This window comes from bacterium, from assembly GCA_024226335.1.
Classification (GTDB): Bacteria; Myxococcota_A; UBA9160; order SZUA-336; family SZUA-336; genus JAAELY01.
Genome location: JAAELY010000228.1, coordinates 14,988 through 33,242, shown reverse-complemented (window position 1 = coordinate 33,242; position 18,255 = coordinate 14,988). Strand labels below are relative to the sequence as shown.

Genomic DNA, 18,255 nt, shown 5'->3' with positions numbered 1-18,255 from the left:
CTGCAGCAACCACTTCTCGTCGAGGTCTTCGTCGAGCTTCCGCGACTCTCCGAAGGCGAGCACGCGCACGCGGATCTGCGAGTTCGGATCGTAGTCGCCGTGCCCCAGAACCCGGCCCTGTGCGTCGAGCACGCGCACCAGATCACCCGCAGCGGGCTGGCCTTCGACACGTTCGACGCTGCCGGACAGGATCCAGGGATGCCCGAGTCCTATGGAGCGCTCGCGTCCTGTCCGGACGACGACGCTGGCTCGATCAACCACTCTTGTGACTGAAGAAGTCGAACCATTCCCGCACCGTGCTCGACTTGTCCTTGGCGATCTCGCCGAGTTCGCCCGGATCGAGCCACACACCGCCGCAGGTCGGGCAGCGGTCGATCACGATCGCCTGGAAAGGCTCTTGCGCGAGCTTGGTCTCGCAGCCTCCGGGGCAGGTTCCCAGTCTGGCCTGGCGCTCGGCCGCCCGCTGTTCTGCGGCCGCCTTGACGTGCCCCGCCTCAATCTTCTCCGCGTCCTCGCGGGCGAAGTACTCATTTTCGCCCTCGGTCGGCTTCTTGAACGACATGGCTGGAATCCCCTTCTATTCGAGACTCTGCGGACTTTAGCAAACGCCCTCGCCAGCTGTTCAGCTACCCTCCCGGGCTGCCGAATGGCTCTATTTCCGGCTTGACGAAAGGCCCCAAGTGCCTAGAATCAGGTCAGATTCAGGGGGCGATCGGTTTCGACGGGTGGTCGACGTCGTCCGTTGCGTGTCGAGGTGCTGTGTCCTCGTAAAACTTGCGGCAAGGCAATTTTAGTTGCCGACGAAAACTTCGCTCTCGCTGCTTAGTTAATCCCTAAGTACAGTGAGCACGCCCGCAGCCGACGCGCGATGAGCTGCGGGGGTGTCATATTCATCGGGCTGGTCCAACTCCACGTCGGGGGGATGCGGACGAGAAAACTCCCGACTCGCGCGTCGTTAGGCGGGTGCCGGGGCCAGACGGCGCGCTAAAACTAAACACGGGGCTACACACGTAGACGCGGGCGAAAGAAGCTATGCGGACGCGGGTTCGATTCCCGCCGCCTCCACCAAAAACCTTTGTAAATCCAGCACTTCTACTCCTCGTTTTTACTGCTGGGGGCCGCTGGGGGGCCGTTATCGACTTTCGCCCCTATCCCGATCGGTGTTACTTTCGCTCCGCTGGCCGCGATTTTCTGGGGGCGCAGCTTCGCATAGCGCTCGGTGTTCTTGATGTCCGAGTGTCCTAGGAGCGCCTTCACTGCGTAGATGCTCTCTCCGGCGTTCACCTGCTCGGTCGCGAAGAATTGGCGGCCCATCTCGTTCGGCCGGATCGGCTCGACGCCGGCTGCCTGGAACGCCTTTGCTAGCGCGCGCTTCTCACTGGTCTCTTTCCAGCGGCCGTCGCCGTAGCCGTTCGGATTCCGGAAAAGAGGCTCCCGGCCGAACCGTCGAGAGATCTGCTCGAAGGCGGTCACCACCTCGGGATGGCTGAACCAAGCTGCTAGATCTTCCGGCACGTTGAGCATCCGGTAGCGCTTCTTCTTGCTCTTCCGTGCGGGGATCAGTAGGTAGGCTCCGGCGATACCTCCGCCCTGTCCGAGCTTCAGGTCGGAGACGTCTAGCCGTCTTGCCTCGGACGGCCTCAGTCCCATCCGCGATCGAGCGAGGAAGATCCCGAGCTTCGGGATCGGGATCTCGGCGTAGACCTTTGCGACCGTCTCGACGTGCGGGGTTTGGGGTGCGTACTGCTCGACCTGGATCTCGCCGGCCGGGAGGGAGGGCACTTCGCGGATCTCTCATCGGACGTGCAGCCAACGGGATGGCGAAGACTCGCCGAGGCGTGAACGCGACCAGGAACGGTGTTCCGCGACGAGGGCTACGAGGCCAGCACCTCTACTGTCGCCTGAGTGCTCGAGTTTGAGGCCCCTCGTTCTCCGCCTGGTGCAGCCGGTCCAATCACATCGCAACCGGTGCGCTTGCTCGTTTCTTCACTGTACGGCCACCGGGTGCTCCCGGGACTGGATCCCGAGGTTTTGTGCCACCGGGTCGCAGACGATCCCTCCGGCGTGCACGTTCAGCCCCCGTGCGAGGTGTGGATCGTCGGCCATCGCCTTCTCCCAGCCGTGGTCGGCCAGCGCTCGGACGAAGGGGAGGGTGGTGTTGCCGAGCGCGAAGGTGGAGGTACGGGGGACGGCACCGGGCATGTTGGCGACGCAGTAGTGTACGACGTCGTCGACGACGAACGTCGGATCGGCGTGCGTGGTCGGCCGGCTGGTCTCGAAGCAGCCGCCCTGGTCGATCGAGATGTCGACTAGCACCGAGCCCGGCCTCATGCGGCGTACCAGGTCGCGGGACACCAGCCTGGGCGCAACCGCGCCCGCCACGAGCACGGCGCCGATCACAAGGTCTGCGTCAGAGACCAAGGACTCGACTGCCTCGGCGGCCGAGTGGCGAGTTCGAAGGGAGCCACCGAACTGGCCGGCGAGCTCGCGGAGGCGCTTCGGCGAGCGGTCCACCACGGTGACGTCCGCGCGCATCCCGACCGCGATTTCGGCCGCGTTGGTTCCCGCCACACCACCGCCCAGGATCACCACGCGGGCGGGGCTCACGCCGGGCACGCCGCCGAGTAGCACACCCCGCCCGCCGTTCGCCTTCTGGAGGCATGCGGCCCCGACCTGCACCGACATGCGCCCGGCGACTTCGCTCATCGGCGTCAGCAGTGGTAGTGATCCATCGTCGGCCGTGATCGTCTCGTATGCGATTGCGGTGGCGCCCGACGCGCAGAGCGCCCTGGCCTGGCGCGGGTCGGCAGCCAGGTGGAGATAGGTGAACAGGACCTGGCCGAGCTGCAACATGGCGCACTCATAGGGCTGCGGCTCCTTGACCTTGACGATCAGCTCCGTGTCGTAAGCCGACGCTGCGTCTGGGCAGACATCCGCACCCGCAGCGCGGTAGTCGTCGTCGCTGAAGCCGATCCCGGCCCCGGCGCCGGTCTCGACCCTCGTCTCGTGTCCGGCCCGGCTGAGTTCCTGCACCGCGGAGGGAATCAGCCCCACCCGGTACTCGTGCACTTTAGTTTCCTTCGGGACGCCGATTCTCATGGTCGCTCTCCAGCGGACGAGAGTTCTCGGTGCCCTCTGTCACGCTCTTGCCGCTAGTTCAGGTTGTAGTGAGCGTGCAGGCTGCGATCGAAACCCACATCGGTCTCCTCCGCACGCAACTGCATGCGTCTCGCGTACGGATAGAGACGGCTGGTGTCCGCTCCTTGCGGCAACACCTCAGCCAGCTCCCGAACAGCCCGCTTGACGGCTTCCTCATCCACGGTGGTCACCACCCCGTTCTCCATGACCACTCTACCGGCCACCATGGTCATCACGACAGAGCGGCCCTGATCGCCCATCACCAGCTGCGTGGGTAGATCGTTCAACGGCGCGAAGGCCAGGGTGTTGAGATCGATCATGATCAAGTCCGCCTGGCAACCCGGCGCCAACCTGCCGACCTCATCTGCTCGACTCATACCGAGCGCCCCGCCTCGGGTCAGGCACCACAACATGTCGCCAGCGCCTAGCCAGCGCTCCCAGTCTGGATCGCTCAGGTGCTGTGCAAACATGGCCATCTTCGCCACTTCCCAAGGGTTGATGGTGCCGCTCGCATCCATCTCATCGACACCAATCCCCACCGGCACGCCCGCCTCTCGCATTTGACGCAGGGGCATCAGGCCACTTCCGATGAAGAGGTTGCAGTGAACATTGTGGGAGACCGTGGTGCCGGTCCGTGCCAGGATCTCGATGTCCCGCGCGTCGGTCCAGACGACATGGTTCAGATGCACGCGCGAACTCAGCACCCCCAGCTCATCCATGTAGGCGATCCAGCTCTTCTTGTGGCGTTGCTCGGCCAGAATCCGCTGGTACTTCGCTTCCTGGCAGTGAGCCTCGAACACCACGCCTCGCTCCTGACTCAGCGCATAGGCGGCACAGAGCAGCTCCGTCGTTACCCGCTCGGGCGAGGAGATGGACACCGCCGCATGGATGCGGCCATCGGCCGTATCGTGCCACTGGTCGATGTAGCTACGGTAGTTGTCGAGGATCTCGTCGTCCGACGTTGTGTCCGCAGTCTGTTCCATTTCTTTGCGGATATCGGGAGGCAGGCTGTCCTTCAAGAAGGGGTACTTGTCGTATTCCACCACATTGGTCTGCGCCAGCGCGATGGTGGCCCTCAGGCCGCTGTCCGCATAGGCCTGCACGTTGGCAGGAACGGCGGCGCTGAGCGGATTGAGGAAGTGATGTGCATCGTCGTGCACCGACGTAACGCCGCACTTCAACATCTCGATCGCACCCAGCGATGTGGTTACCGAGATGACATGCCTGACGAGCCCCGGGTCCATCGTTTCCCCCGCCCTCGCCGCGACCATTTCGTAGGCCGATAGAATCAGCACACTCAAAGGAATGGCGCGCACCCCCTTCAGCATGTTCAACGTCGAATGAAAGTGGGCGTTGGTAATGCCCGGCATCACCAGCATGCCAGTGGCGTCGATTTCCCGCGCGAGTTCGCGACCGTCCGGCGCAACATCAGGGCCGATGCTCTCGATCTCGGAGCCACGGATCAGGATGTTGGCGCGCGGATGCTCGCCACCTTCGTCATCCATGGTTAACACGCGTGCGTTCTTGATGAAGGTATGCGCCGTCATGACTACCTCGTCGTGGGGAGCACGCCTGACAGGATGTCTAGTGCCAGCGCTCGGAGCTTGTTCACGCTACTTCCTGCTGCGAGGTTGCGCACCGCGCAGAAAGAGGTTTAGCGCTCCTTCCAGGGCCTCGTGGATCGACGGCATGGTCGAGTGCTCGGTGGCCCATGCACAGACAGTCGTGTACACGGTGCCACTGAGGTACACGGCGAGCCGATCTGCAGGGATGCGCCGGCTGATCTCGCCTTGCTTCTGTCCTTCGGCGAGAATCGCCTTGAGGGCCATGCTCCAGCGCGTCTCGGCGTCTCGCAGCCCCGGTAGCCTGTAGATGCTCAGGGCATCGGCGAGCACGAGCGCCCGGCACAGCTCAGGATCCGCCGCCATCTCGTCGGCCAACAGGGCGTACAGGTTTCGGAGGCGGCTCGCCGCGGAGGACGCTTGCCGCGACTGTTGCTCCGCCGCGAGCGCATCCGCCTCGAGGAACTCCCGGGCCACCGCCCGCAGTACGTCGTCCTTGGACGTGAAGTAGTTGTTGTAGAAGGTCGGCGCGCTGATCCCGACGCGTCGCAGCACCTCCTCTACGGTGACCTTTTCGTACCCAAGCTCGCCGACCAGCTCGACTGTCACGTCGATGATGTGCTGCCGCCTCCGCGCCTTCTTCTGCTCCCGCAGCCCCTTGGGTTCCTCTGCCATGACTGCACGATAGGGAAACGGCGATCGAGAGGCAAGATAAAACTTTCCCGACTTAGTTTTAAACTTGACTCTATTAGCTTTTCTCGATATCAAAGGATCAAGCCTCTCGAACCGGCACGAGCAAACGATGCCCTGGGGCCGTCCAGGAGGGATTTCATGAGAGAGCAGGCCAGCTTCCTGATCCGGAACGCGTCCATTGTGACCGTGGACGCCGAGCGAAGGATCTTCGAGAGAAACGGCGCCATTGCCATCCAGGGCAATCGGATCGCCGCTGTGGGGACGACTGCGGAGCTCGCCGCCCGGTATTCCGCCGGAGAGGTGATCGAAGGTCGCGGAAAGGCGGTCATACCCGGACTCGTCGACCTGCACGCCCACAGTTTTATGACGCGCGGCTTCGCCGATGATCTGGAGCTGGAGGAGTTCCTGGAGCGGGTCTATCCCGAGGTGGCCGCAATGACACCAGACGATGCCTACGTTGCCGCTCGCAAGGCCTATCTCGAAGCGATCAAGTCAGGGACCACCTGCGTCAACGAGATGTGGGGTCAGCTCGACAGGATCGCCGATGCCGTTGATGAGACCGGTATCCGGGCGACGCTTTCCTGTGCTCTGATGGACCTCCCCTCCGGATCGGGCTCGTTAGAAGTTCTGAAGGAACACGAGGCTCTGATACCCGAGCTCGCTGGTAGGGCGAACGGGCGAATCAGCGTTGGTGTGGGCATCGAATCGGTTTCGGTCGTCGGCATCGAGACGATTCGCAGGCTGAAGGGGCTCTCCGGGGAGCATGACATCGTCGTTCAGGTACACGTGAACGAGACCACAGCCGACAGCGCGGAGAGCATCAAGCGTCACGGCAAGCGTTCGGTCCGCGTGTTGTTCGATGAGGGATTGCTCGATCGGCGCTGTGTCGCGGCCCACTGCGTCATCATGACCGATGAGGACATCGAACTGCTCGCGAAAGGCGGCGCTCATGTATCTCACAACCCCCTGTCCAACTCGAAATGCGGCATGGGCATCGCTCCAATCCCACGCATGATGGATGCCGGCATCAATGTAGGCATCGGGCACGACGCTTCCGTATGCAGCAACTCCAGGGATATCTTCGAGGCGATGAAGTTCGCGTCCTTGCTGCACAAGGCAAACAACAAGGACGCGAAGCTCTTGCCGGCCCAAACGGTCCTGGAGATGGCGACCATCAACGGTGCGCGTGCCTTGGGGCTCGAAGACGAAATCGGCTCGATTGAGGTGGGCAAGCGTGCGGATCTCGTGTTGGTCGACATGAACTCCCCCTTCCTCTCGCCCTATATCAGTACTGGCCACTCCAGCAATCTGATCTCGAATCTCGTGTACTCCATGAAATCGGAGGCCGTTGATACCGTGATGATCGACGGCTGCGTCGTTATGCGCGATCGGCGCATGCAGACCGTGGATGAAGAAGAGGTCTGCTCGGAGGCAACTCAGGCGGCACAGAGCCTGGTGGAACGGATGGAGAGAGCCGCGCTCGCCATGGAGTGCGGGGGGCTCCGATGACGAGCAGTCATGACCTGTTGGGCGTGAACCTGTTTGCAGGTTGGGACGTGCCGCGGCTCGTCTCCATGCAAGCCACGCGGCGCGCGGATCACACGTTCCTGATCTGGGAGCCCTTCGAAGGCGAAGGCCGGACCTGGACGTATGGGGAATTCGACCGAGCAACCCGGTCGCTGGCGGCTGGCCTTGCGGGACGCGGCATCCGACCGGGGGACCGCATTCTCATCCATCTCGACAACTGCCCAGAAGCCACCCTCGCCTGGTATGCCTGTGCCCACCTGGGCGCCGTGGCGGTGACGACGAATGTCCGTTCGGCTGGCGAGGAGCTCGCCTATTTCGCCGATGATTCCGAAGCCGTCGCGGCCATCTCGCAGCCGGCCCTGGCTGATCTCGTGTCGAAACACTGCAAGCGCATTCGGTGGATTGCCGTAACGGAGACCGACAGCGGCGCCGCCCCAGCGCAAGGGAAGGGACCCGACCACGCCTCGTCCTTCGAGAGGCTCTATGGCGATCCCGCCGACGCGCACCAACGCCCGGCCGATCCGCTGCTGCCGGTGAGCATTCAATATACGTCCGGCACGACCTCCAGGCCCAAAGGCGTGGTCTGGACCCACGCCAATGCTCTCTGGGGCGGGAAGATCAACGCCATGCACGAGACGCTGACGCCGGACGACGTGCATCTGTGTTACCTGCCGCTGTTCCACGCGAATGCCCAGGCCTATTCGGTGCTGGCGACTTTGTGGGCCGGTGCAACCGTTGTCGTGCAACCCCGCTTCTCCGCGAGCCGCTTCTGGAGTGTCTCGCTGAGACACAAGTGCACGTGGAACTCGACCATTCCGTTCTGCATCAAGGCCCTGGCGCAATACGAAGTGCCGGAGCATCACTACCGCCTATGGGGCACGGGCGTTTGTTCGGCTCCCTGGGACGATCACTTCAAGGTGACCACCATCGGTTGGTGGGGCATGACGGAGACGATCACGCACGGCATCGTCAGTGACCCGCACCTACCGGGTCCGCCCATGTCCATCGGCCGGCCTGCCTCTATGTACGAAATCGCGATCCTCGATGGAGAGGGACGCCCCGTAGAACCAGGCGATACGGGCCGCCTCAAGATCAAGGGCGTGCGCGGCGTCTCGCTGTTCCTCGAGTATCTGAACAACTCGATCGCGACACAGGAGAGCTTCGACGAATGCGGCTTCTTCGATACCGGCGACCGAGTGGTCCTCTTGGAAAACGGCTTCATCCAGTGGGGCGATCGTGACAAGGACATGCTGAAAGTCGGCGGCGAGAATGTCGCCGCCTCGGAAATCGAACGCGTCATCCTGTCGGTCCCCGGCGTCGATGAGGTGTCCGTCGTGGCCAAGAAGCACGACATGCTGGATGAAGTCCCCGTCGCTTTCGTGATTCCCCATGGTGGTATCGCCCGGGCGCCTGACGGCCTGGTGCAGGACATCGAAGCCGCCTGCGCGGAAGCCCTCGCCGATTTCAAGCACCCCCACGAAGTGCGTCTCGTGGATTCCATGCCGCGTTCGACATTGGAGAAGGTCGCGAAGAACAAGCTGCGCGAGTCCCTGGAGACGGAGGGGTGACTCATGTCCATACGGACGACTCTCGATCTGATCGCGCGGCGAACCGGTCTCTGCTGCAGCGCAGGCTCGATGCAAGAAGAAAGGTTCACAGAGTAAGGTTTGTCCGATAAGAGTACTCAATCAGCTTTCGAGCCTGGGCGGCCCGATGGGACACGCGCAGGAGGAGGACAGAACGATGCCGAAGGTCAAGTGTGCCGTGATTCAGCAGATGAACGTCAAGGATGTGGGGACAAATGTGGAGAAGTCGACCAAGCTCATCCATGAGGCGGCTGACGACGGAGCCCAGATCATCTGTCTACAGGAGCTCTTCAATACTGCCTACTGGTGCCACGACTTCGATATCAAGCACTGCGAACTCGCGGAGACCATTCCCGGACCTACCACGGAAAAGATCAGCAAGGTGGCACAGGAAACTGGGACCGTAATCGTGACGCCAATCTTCCAGAAGACGATCCCGGGGCAGAACTACAATTCTGCTGCGGTGATCGGACCCGACGGAGAAATCATAGGGACCTACCAGAAGATGAGCATCCCGCGTGTGACTAGCTTCTCCAGGGAGGGCGTCGGGGGCGACGAGAAGCTCTTCTTCAGGCCTGGCGACCTGGGGTTTCCGACCTTCGATACGCCTTTCGGCGTCCGGATCGGCATCCTGATCTGTTACGACAGGCACTTTCCCGAAGCTGCAAGATGTCTTGCCCTCGGCGGGGCCGAGCTGATGCTAGTTCCCACAGCCACGCTGGGACCGTCGATCCCCGTCATGGTCGCAGAGCAGAAGGGTCACGCGATTGCCAATTGCATGTATGTAGGGCTTGCCAACACGGTCTTCGAATCGCTGGAGGGTGGCAGTAGAGGTGGCGGTGGTAACTCCTTCTTCGTGGATCCTAAAGGAGAGATCATGTCCGAATCAAAGGGCCTCGAGGACCAGATCGTCCACGCGGAGATAGACACCAAGGTGGTAGAGGAGACCCGGAACTACTGGGGCTTCTTCAGGGATCGACGCCCGGATGCCTATGGAGCTCTAGTGAAGTAGCTCGTTGAAGCGATCCGCGACCCGTGCGCTAGTGGCCGAGTCGGGTTCGCTCCGACGCAGATGGAGAATCGAGATATGAACATGCTGATCAAGGGCGGCACGATCGTCACTGCGAGCGATACCTATGAAGCCGACATACGAGTTGATCGTGAGACCATCTCGACCATTGGCATCGACTTGCCAGACGACGGCGCTCAAGTCGTCGATGCGACTGGCAAGTACGTGTTTCCCGGCTTCATTGACGCCCACACGCACATCGAACTGCCCATACCCCCCGCAGACAGCGGAGTGACGCTAGGCAACTACCTGGACGACACGATCGCCGCGGCCCATGGCGGGACCACCTCCATCGTCGACTTCGCCTTCCAGATGCCGGGTCGTGGCCTCCGCGCGTCCTTGGAGGATTGGAGGCAGAGGGCTGAGTCAAAGGCAGTCGTCGACTATGGGTTCCACCTGGCGGTAACCGACGCCACCGAAGCGGCCTTGAAGGAGGTTCCGGAGCTGGTCGCGGCCGGGGTGTCCAGCTTCAAGCTCTTCATGGCCTACAAGGGCCTCTTCATGTCAGACGACACCGCACTGTTGAACTTCCTGTCCGCCGCGAAGGAACACGGCGCGATGGTGAGTGTCCACGCTGAAAACGGCGACATCGTCGAAACCTGCACGCACCACGTGCTGGAGAAGACCAAGGACCCCATCGGCGTGGCGTTGAGCAGGCCACCGGAATGCGAAGACGAAGCCACGTACCGGGCGATCCAGATCGCCAAGATTGCCGACAGCCCACTCTACATCGTCCATCTCAGCTCGGTCGGGGCACTGGATGCGGCGATGCGGGCTCGACACGCGGGGCAACCGGTCTTCGTGGAAACCTGTCCCCAATACCTCTATTTCGACATGCATGACCTCGAGCGACCGGGCTTCGAGGGTGCGAAGTTCGTCTGCGCACCTCCGTTGCGGCCCGCGGAGTACAAGGACGTGCTCTGGAACGCAGTGGTGCATGGGGGGGTGGACGTAGTCGCGACAGATCATGTGTCGAGTCGCTTCTCGCGCAGAAAAGAGACGGAAGGCGAGGGCTTTCATCGGATTCTCAATGGGGTTTCCGGCGTCCAAGAACGAGGAGTCCTGATGTACGACGGCGGTGTCGTGCAGCGCGGCATGAGTCTGAATCGCTATGTGCAGCTGCTCTCGACGAATCCGGCGCGTCTCTTCGGTCTCTATCCGAAGAAGGGCACCATCGCGCCGGGTTCCGATGCAGATCTCGTCATCTTTGATCCCGCTCGCAAGACGACCCTTAGCATTGAGAACATCCACTACGACTCGGACCACACACCCTATGAGGGTATGGAGGTCAACGGGCGCGTTGAGAGCGTGATCATTCGCGGCAATCTGGTGGTCGATAGGGGCAAGTTCGTCGCGAAAGCTGGGTCCGGCAGGTTTCTCGAGAGAAGGACCCCACACAGGAGAATCTGATGAGTAGTCACGTGGAACGATTGCTGAAGGCCTATACGGACTGGACGCCAGGCTCTCAAAAGCTGATAGAGGAGGCCCGTCGCGTACTTCCTGGAGGCGACACGCGCGCGAGCGCACACTACTCACCGTACCCCGTTTCGATCGCCCGCGGTGAGGGTTGCCGGTTGACCGACGTGGACGGCCACGAGTACCTCGATCTCACGAATAACTTCACTTCCTTGATTCATGGTCACGCCCACCCACCGACGGTACGCGCCGTTCAGGCCCAGATGGGGGAGGGTTCCGCGTACGCGGCGCCGACCCGCAGCCAGGTGGATCTGGCGGCGTTGCTTTGCGAACGTGTGCCGGGGCTCGACCGGGTGCGCTTTTGCGCGAGCGCCTCCGAGGCCACCTACATGGCGATCAAGGCTGCCCGGGCGTTCACGGGGAGGCAGCGTGTCATGAAGCTCGAGGGGGGCTACAACGGCTTTCACGACATCGGTGAGATGAGTGTCCTGCCTGTTCCCGAGCGCGCTGGACCCGCAGAGAACCCCGTAGCGTTGCCACCTGACGGCGGCATAGCGGCCAGCGCGGGCGACGATGTGCTGGTGACCCCATTCAACCGAGCCGACGTCACCCGGAAGCAGCTGGACGAGCAGGGCGACGACGTGGCCTGTCTGCTCGTTGAACCTATGCTGACCTTTGGCGGAATGATCCCCCCGAAAGAGGGCTACCTGGCAGAGCTGCGAGAGATCGCCCACGAGCGCGGGGTGCTCCTGATCTTCGACGAGACGATCACGTTGCGCCTCGGCCTCGGAGGTATGCAGGAGAGTACAGGGGTCACGCCCGATATGACCGCGATGGGGAAGATCATCGGTGGCGGACTTCCCATCGGCGCCTTTGGGGGAAGAGAGGAGCTCATGGAGCTCTTCAATCCGGACGTTCCAGATCCCATCTTTCACGCGAGCACCTTCAGTGGGAACCCGCTCAGCATGGCGGCCGGCCTGGCCACTCTCGGTGCGCTGAACCGGGGCGAGCTCGAGCGGATCGATGAACTCGGTGAGAGATTTCGCAACGGCCTCGACGACGCCTTCACGCGGGCCGGATTCCGCGGCTGCGCGAGCGGGATCGGCTCGCTCAGTGTTCTGCACTGGAACGAGGAGCCGTCGAGCGAAGCCAGAGGCTTCGTTCTTCCCTATATCCAAGCGGCTCCGCTCCCAGACCTACTCCGACTTGGAATGTTGCGACGCGGGGTGTTCGCAGCGCGAGCGCTTTTCAGCATCTCCACTCCGATGACGGAGGGAGACATCGACTCCGTGGTAGATGCTCTCTCGGAAACCCTGCGCGAGCTCCGCCCGGTGGCAGAAGAGAAGGTACGTCATGTACTCAGATGAGGACAAAGGAATGAAGATGAAATTTGGTTGTCTAGGGCTTCCGGGTAAGGAGTTTCCCGGCCATGTCGCCCAAATGGAGAAGGGCGGGTTCGACTACGCCTGGCTTGTGGATTCGCCTGTCGGCTTCGGGGCGATGGAGACCAGCTTGTCACTCGCAGCTGCGGCAACAAGCCAGATCAAGCTCGGTGCCTTGGTGACCAATCCGGTCTTGAGGCACGACGTCGTGACGGCAGCCTTCCACGCGGCATTGAACGAACTGAGTGGGGGCCGAGCGCTTCTGGGATTGGGCCGCGGTGACAGTGCCTTGCGCAGATTGGGCGAACGGCCGGCAACGCTGCGGGAGTTCAAGGAGGCGGCTCTTCGGATCAAATCACTGGCAAGCGGAGGAGAGATCAAGTACGTGCCAGAGGAGCGCGCGGAGGCTGAGGACTGGTACGCCCAATCGGAGGGAGACTCTGTTCCGGTCGGGTTCCCCTGGGTTGAACTCGAGACGCCGATCCCCCTCTTCGTCGCGGCCTACGGCCCGTTGCTTTTGAACTGGGCGGGCAGACACGCAGATGGCGTCATCCTGCAGGTGGCCGATCTCGATACCGTGAAGTGGTGCATGGACCATGTGCGTGCGGGAGCGGCGGAGGTCGGAAGGGACTTGTCGGGGTTCGAGTTCGTCTGCGGTGCACCGATCGCCCTCGCGACGAGTGCCGCCGAAGGCGCCAGAATGGTCAAGTCCTTCGCGGCAGTGCTTTCGAACCACACGGCAGCGATGGTTGCGAAGCTGCCGAAGGAGAACGCCCCGAAGAACCTGCTGCGGCTGCTCGAGGCCAAGCCGAAGTACGACTATCGAGATCACGGTAGGCCGGGTGCCGAGCATGCTGATTACATTTCGGAAGAGCTGTCAGCCATGATGGCGATCGCGGGAACGGCGGCCGACTGCATCGCGAAGATCCAGAAGCTCGGGGAGCTCGGAGTGACCCAGATTGCAGTCTATCCCAACGTCGCGATGTCTGACCTCATTGACTCGCTTTCGGAGAAGATCATACCGGCGTTCCAGTAGCTTACGCCTACGCCAACATAGTGCCAATTTGCTTTCGAGGGCGACCCGGTGCTGCGGGCGTGATCAACTTCCACGCTCCCAGCCAATGACCGAATCGGTGCGTTCCCCGAGGCGATGAGAACGGAAGGGGCTATCCATGATACGCAGCACTGAACGAATCCTGACGACGCACGCCGGTAGTTTGCCGCGCAGTGCGGAACTCAATCGCCTGCTAGTCGCGCAGAGTCGCGGCGAGGAGATCGATGCGGTCGCACTGCTGAAGGAGGTCGAATCGAGTACCCGGCGCGTCATCGCGGCCCAACACGATTCCGGGGTCGATATCGGCGGCAACGGTGAGCAAGCTCGCCAGGCGTTCTACACCTACATCGCAGATCGCCTCACCGGCTTCATAGCAGCCCCCGATTGTCCGGGCGAGCCGCCGCCCAAGGACCTCGTCGCGTTTCCGGACCTGCTCAAGATTTCGCCGCTGCGGGAATTCGTCGAGGAAGGTGTCAAAGAGACGCCCTATAAGATCGCTACCGAAGTCCGCCACGCTGGCCTTGAACCGATCGAAACCGAGTGCGCGCAGTTCAAACGGATCAGCGGCGAGGAACGGAAGCAATTCGTGGAGCCGTTCATGACTGCACCCTCACCGGGTGTGATCGGGATCTCGATCACCAACGAGTTCTACGACAGCAAGAAGGACCTGCTTGGCGCCATCGCTACGGCCATGCACGAGGAATATGCGTATATCGTGTCCCAAGGCTTCGTGCTGCAGCTGGATTGTCCGGACCTGGGAATGGCCGCCGCGTATGAAGGCGTCGATGTCGATGAGTTCCTTGGCAGCGTGGAGGAACGCATTGCGTTGATCAATCGAGCGCTGGAGGGATTGCCGCCGGACCGCGTGCGGCTGCACTTGTGCTGGGGGAACTATGAGGGTCCGCACACGCACGACGTTCCCATGCGTGATCTCTTACCGATGGTCTATCGGGCGAAGGTCGGAGCTCTGTTGCTCCCGTTTGCGAACCCGCGACACGCTCACGAGTGGAGGGTGCTCAGGGAGATGCCACCGCCGGACGATCTGATCGTGATCGCCGGGGTCATCGATACGACGACCAACTACGTCGAGCACCCCGAGGTGGTCGCCGAACGCATCGAGAAGGTGGCCGATGCACTCGGCGATCCAACGCGGGTGATTGCAGGTACTGATTGTGGGTTTGGAACATATGCCGGAGTGACACAGGTGGTGACGGGCGTTGTCTGGGAGAAGCTGAAGGCACTGCGCGCCGGAGCCGATCTGGCGACAGAGCGACTCCGGCGCTGAGACCTACCGCATCAGCGACTGCTGTGTTGGTTATCCCCTCGTCCATCGCGACCTCCAGAAAGGCCGCGAAGGTCTGTGTCGGAACTCGGTAGTGTTTCCCGTCAACAGAAGTCGGACTGATTCACGGTGCCCTGAAAACCCGCATCCGCTCTCATGGATCTCAGCGAATCCGCGGCTTCAGGCCGACGCTGACCGGGCGCGGGACAGATCGGGTCGCCATCTCGCAGTCGAGATTGGATCCCGCGTGACGGCAACTCGCTAGCTGCGGTCGTCCACGTCGGTATCGATCCGCTTCGCGTACTGTTTGCGGAAGGTGCGATAGCCACGGGGCAGCGATGAGAGCGCCATCTGCAGCGCCTCGAGATCGTGTGCGCGATCGATCTTCCCGTCGATGACGTCCTGGCGCAGGCCGCCGAGGGACTCCTCGTATCGCGGCATCAGTTGGCGGTATCATTCCAGTCAATGACGAGCAGAGCGCGCAGTGCGGCAAGGCGATTCACGCCCGGTATTCCGCCCAAGCGCCGGTCACCCTGCAAATGATCATTTCCAGCCAGTGCTGCCATTTGTATGGCCACGGCGGAAGGCAACCGAATGATCGAAACGATCAACACATGAGAGAGACGATGAATCGGTCGGCTCGATACCACGTCGCAATCGCACTAACACTAGTCACGAGTTTCGCCTGCGCGGACGAGAGTTCCACCATGTCGAGCGATACCGACGAGGTCGAGATCCCCGAGACCGTCGAAAATCGCTCGACCGGTCTTGAATGGCTGGGCCAGGACAACGCCGCCGAAGTCAACTGGCAGGAGGCCGAACGATTCTGCCGAGGTACTTCGCGAATGGGGAAGACCGATTGGCGTCTTCCTACGATCGACGAACTGGCGGGGCTCTATGATCCGGCTGCGGAATCCAGTTGCGGTGACTCGATCTGCCGCGTGGCAAAGCCGATTCGGCTGACGAGCGCATACCTGTGGAGTATGTCGCCCGAGAACTCGGATCGGCGCTTCTATTTCGACTTCCGATTCGGCACGCGCCTGGCGCCGCTCCTCAGGCCGGACCTTACGCGACGGGTGTTATGCGTCCGCTCGTTTCGGGGCGGCTGACTTGCCTACAACCGGCGCGCTCTTGTGAAGGCGGCTCCCATCATCACCAATATGAGCACGCCCGCACCTAGCGCGGGGAAAACCGGTACTTGTAAGACCACTTCCTTGGTCGAAGGGGCACAAAGGAAATCGGGTCCGAGCAGGTCGATCTGCTCGGACCCGGCCAGGAACTGGTTCAAGATCGGGATCAGTCCCGGAGGCGCCCCTGCTGGATTCGTCGAGTAACAGGTCATGTGTGTATCGGCGTCGTCGATCCCTTCGCCGTTCTTGCTGGCCGGGGTGCAGAAGAGGTTGGGTTCCAGAAGAAGTGTCGTGCGCCCCTGGAACTGGTCCGCGATGCTGACTCCGACATCGATTGGCGCGCCCGTCGCCAAGTAGCACTTGTAGTGATCGACATCGACCTGCCCTGGAAAGATCAACTTCTCCGTCGGGACACAGAGGGAGTGAGGCGCGCCGAGCACCAGCGGCTGGGCGCCGAACTGATTCGTGGCGATGACGGGCGGGCCCGCAAAACCGTCGACGATGTCGTAGCACGTCAGGTGGCTGAACGGGTCGTCGATTCCTTCATCATTCTTGTCGGCCGGGACCCAAAAGCTGACAACGTCACCGAGGTCGGTTGTCTGTGAACCGAATTGATCGTCGATCGTGACGATGGGTCCGTCGGAGCCAACGACCGGCACTGTCGGGTAGCTTTGATAGTGGTCTGGCTCCGGTTCCACGACCTCCTTCGTCGATGGAGCGCACAGCATGTCGGCTTCCTGCAATTGGAGAAGATCCGCTGCGGGCAGGAATTGGTTCAGGATCGGGATGGCCCCCGGCGCCGGACCCGGTGGCGTCGTGTCGTAGCACGTCAGGTGCGTTACATCGTCGATGACGACCTCCCCGTTCTTCGCGGCCGGAGTGCAGAAGAGTCGAGGATTCAAGACGATTGCGGAGCTCTGACCGAACTGATCCTGGATGGAAACGCCAGTATCGATCGACGAACCGCTCGCGAGGTAACACTTGTAGTGATCGATATTCACCGGCCCGGGAGCAATCAGTTTCTCGGTCGGGACACAGAGCGAGTCTGGCATACCCAGCGTCAACGGCTGAGCCCCGAATTGGTTCGTCGAAATTACCGCGGGGCCAGCGACGCCGTCTAGGATCTGATAGCAGGTGAGGTGACTGAAGGGATCGAGCAAGCCCTCGCCGTTTTTGGCGGCGGGGACCATGAAGCGAATTGGGCTCTGGAGGTCGGTCGTCTGGCTGCCGAATTGGTCGTCGATCTGGACGATCGGGCCATCGAGTCCGACAGCGGCGGCATTGGGGTAGACGCGAAAGTGATCCACAGCGTTGGCTGCTGTCGCACTGGCGAGCAGTCCGATCACGGAAACGATGGCAGCGGCTATACGGGCGGGAGTTTGCGGGCTGAAAACGAGATCGACTGAGCGAAGCAATGTGTCAGTCCTCCATTGAACTCTTGGCCGTTATCGTTGCGGCAAGGCGATTCAAGCCCCTTTGTTCTGCCATCATGCCACATCATAGATGCAGTGGAATTCCTAGCATCAGCTGTCGTCGGCTCAGCCATGGTCGGTCATTGATTGCATGCTTCCCCGGCCGAACCCGCGACGGGTTTCGCGGGGCCGCCGCGGGATGCACATCCCGAATCAACTCGCCGGTACCAGTCAATAGTGGTGATAGTACTTTCATCAATTATCGCAGATGGATGTGGGACTCGGTCGCCATTGTTGGAGGAGCAGGGCACCGTCCTGGATCTTCCTCGAGTCGAACGAAGGGGGAAGATCTCGAGACTCGCTTCCGAAGGCCAGATTTACTTGTACTTGGCCGCAACGGAGGTGGAACACCCAAATGACCTGGGACTTGCAGATGCTGTTGCTGTACCCCGTCAGCTGAACTCGGAGACGCGAGGCTCTGAGGTAAGAGACACTCTGCGGAGGTGAGAGCCTCCTGGGGGAGTGTCGAATGTCAGGACGAAACAAGCCATCGAGCGAGGCCGCAGTCCGCAACACGCTGCGGGACGCAGTGCCGGCGGCCCAAGGGCCCCGGCCGCGCGTAGAGTCAGCGGAGTTTCCGGTCGCCCGATCGCTCAAGCCTGGATCCCGTTGGATAGGACACTGACATCATGAAGTGGATCGCTGCGCTAGGCCTCGCCCTCATCGTTCTCGTCGCCGCCGTCGTGCTGGCGGGCCCCTCGCTCTTGTTCCGCTATCCGGATTTGATCGGTACCTTGAGCGAATTCAGGGACCCGATCGGTGCGCATCACGATGTCGCGTGGGGCCAGGGGCCGGCGATCTCGAACGAATTCGCCTCCGATTGCCCTCCGAGCCGACCGCCTAACATTGTCGTTATCCTGGTGGACGACCGAACATTGATCGCAGCTGGATGAACCGGCTGACGAGTACATCTACTGATCTAGCTAGCAAAGGTATCTTGCCTG

General features: G+C 61.8%; 17 protein-coding genes and 1 other RNA gene. 10 read left to right on the top strand and 8 right to left on the bottom strand.

Annotated elements, in window-relative coordinates:
- Nucleotides 1–261: 23S rRNA (cytosine(1962)-C(5))-methyltransferase RlmI (locus GY725_11140; protein ID MCP4004740.1), on the bottom strand; the 261-nt coding region annotated here is incomplete at its 3' end.
- The gene (locus GY725_11135; GenBank protein MCP4004739.1) at nucleotides 254–562 is read right to left on the bottom strand and encodes a zf-TFIIB domain-containing protein; all 309 of its coding nucleotides are present in this window, start codon (nucleotides 560–562) and stop codon (nucleotides 254–256) included. The genes GY725_11135 and GY725_11140, both read right to left, overlap by 8 nt.
- Before the next feature lie 142 nt (nucleotides 563–704).
- Between GY725_11135 and ssrA the strand changes: the two genes are divergently transcribed.
- Nucleotides 705–1,068: a transfer-messenger RNA gene (gene ssrA, locus GY725_11130) on the top strand.
- Nucleotides 1,069–1,092: 24 nt separating this feature from the next.
- Here ssrA and GY725_11125 read toward each other — a convergent pair.
- From GY725_11125 to GY725_11110, 4 genes are all read right to left on the bottom strand, one after another.
- Entirely contained in the window at nucleotides 1,093–1,782 is a 690-nt protein-coding gene (locus tag GY725_11125; GenBank protein MCP4004738.1) for a site-specific integrase, read from the bottom strand.
- Nucleotides 1,783–1,986: 204 nt separating this feature from the next.
- Nucleotides 1,987–3,099, bottom strand: coding sequence for an alanine dehydrogenase (gene ald / locus GY725_11120; protein MCP4004737.1), 1,113 nt, complete (start codon nucleotides 3,097–3,099; stop codon nucleotides 1,987–1,989).
- Between the two features lie 53 nt (nucleotides 3,100–3,152).
- Nucleotides 3,153–4,685: an amidohydrolase family protein gene (locus GY725_11115; GenBank protein MCP4004736.1), complete on the bottom strand. Its 1,533-nt coding sequence runs from the start codon at nucleotides 4,683–4,685 to the stop codon at nucleotides 3,153–3,155.
- A gap of 66 nt (nucleotides 4,686–4,751) precedes the next feature.
- On the bottom strand, nucleotides 4,752–5,375 hold the full coding sequence (locus GY725_11110) for a TetR/AcrR family transcriptional regulator (protein MCP4004735.1): 624 nt from the start codon (nucleotides 5,373–5,375) through the stop codon (nucleotides 4,752–4,754).
- A 156-nt stretch (nucleotides 5,376–5,531) separates the two neighbouring features.
- Here GY725_11110 and GY725_11105 point away from each other — a divergent pair, with 156 nt between their 5' ends.
- The 7 genes from GY725_11105 (at nucleotide 5,532) to GY725_11075 (ending at nucleotide 14,712) form a co-directional block, all read left to right on the top strand.
- Entirely contained in the window at nucleotides 5,532–6,902 is a 1,371-nt protein-coding gene (locus GY725_11105; GenBank protein ID MCP4004734.1) for an amidohydrolase, read from the top strand.
- On the top strand, nucleotides 6,899–8,488 hold the full coding sequence (locus GY725_11100) for an ATP-dependent acyl-CoA ligase (GenBank protein ID MCP4004733.1): 1,590 nt from the start codon (nucleotides 6,899–6,901) through the stop codon (nucleotides 8,486–8,488). The genes GY725_11105 and GY725_11100 overlap by 4 nt, the downstream gene beginning before the upstream one ends.
- 175 nt (nucleotides 8,489–8,663) lie before the next feature.
- Complete coding sequence (locus tag GY725_11095) at nucleotides 8,664–9,518, top strand: acyltransferase (GenBank protein MCP4004732.1); 855 nt, start codon at nucleotides 8,664–8,666, stop codon at nucleotides 9,516–9,518.
- Between the two features lie 75 nt (nucleotides 9,519–9,593).
- On the top strand, nucleotides 9,594–10,985 hold the full coding sequence (gene hydA / locus GY725_11090; protein ID MCP4004731.1) for a dihydropyrimidinase: 1,392 nt from the start codon (nucleotides 9,594–9,596) through the stop codon (nucleotides 10,983–10,985).
- On the top strand, nucleotides 10,985–12,358 hold the full coding sequence (locus GY725_11085; GenBank protein ID MCP4004730.1) for an aspartate aminotransferase family protein: 1,374 nt from the start codon (nucleotides 10,985–10,987) through the stop codon (nucleotides 12,356–12,358). The genes hydA and GY725_11085 overlap by 1 nt, the downstream gene beginning before the upstream one ends.
- A 10-nt stretch (nucleotides 12,359–12,368) precedes the next feature.
- The gene (locus GY725_11080) at nucleotides 12,369–13,409 is read left to right on the top strand and encodes an LLM class flavin-dependent oxidoreductase (protein ID MCP4004729.1); all 1,041 of its coding nucleotides are present in this window, start codon (nucleotides 12,369–12,371) and stop codon (nucleotides 13,407–13,409) included.
- Nucleotides 13,410–13,545: 136 nt separating this feature from the next.
- Nucleotides 13,546–14,712 carry a hypothetical protein gene (locus GY725_11075; protein ID MCP4004728.1) on the top strand — a complete coding sequence of 389 codons (1,167 nt, stop codon included), beginning with the start codon at nucleotides 13,546–13,548 and terminating at the stop codon, nucleotides 14,710–14,712.
- A gap of 258 nt (nucleotides 14,713–14,970) precedes the next feature.
- Here GY725_11075 and GY725_11070 read toward each other — a convergent pair whose 3' ends face one another.
- Nucleotides 14,971–15,150 (bottom strand): hypothetical protein, encoded by a 180-nt coding sequence (locus tag GY725_11070; GenBank protein MCP4004727.1) that lies wholly within the window; start codon nucleotides 15,148–15,150, stop codon nucleotides 14,971–14,973.
- 266 nt (nucleotides 15,151–15,416) lie between these two features.
- Here GY725_11070 and GY725_11065 point away from each other — a divergent pair, with 266 nt between their 5' ends.
- Complete coding sequence (locus tag GY725_11065; GenBank protein MCP4004726.1) at nucleotides 15,417–15,818, top strand: DUF1566 domain-containing protein; 402 nt, start codon at nucleotides 15,417–15,419, stop codon at nucleotides 15,816–15,818.
- 5 nt (nucleotides 15,819–15,823) lie between these two features.
- Here GY725_11065 and GY725_11060 read toward each other — a convergent pair whose 3' ends face one another.
- Nucleotides 15,824–17,254 (bottom strand): hypothetical protein, encoded by a 1,431-nt coding sequence (locus GY725_11060; GenBank protein MCP4004725.1) that lies wholly within the window; start codon nucleotides 17,252–17,254, stop codon nucleotides 15,824–15,826.
- A 686-nt stretch (nucleotides 17,255–17,940) separates the two neighbouring features.
- Between GY725_11060 and GY725_11055 the strand changes: the two genes are divergently transcribed.
- Nucleotides 17,941–18,204, top strand: a complete 264-nt coding sequence (locus GY725_11055; GenBank protein MCP4004724.1) for a hypothetical protein — start codon at nucleotides 17,941–17,943, stop codon at nucleotides 18,202–18,204.
- Nucleotides 18,205–18,255: the final 51 nt, after the last annotated feature.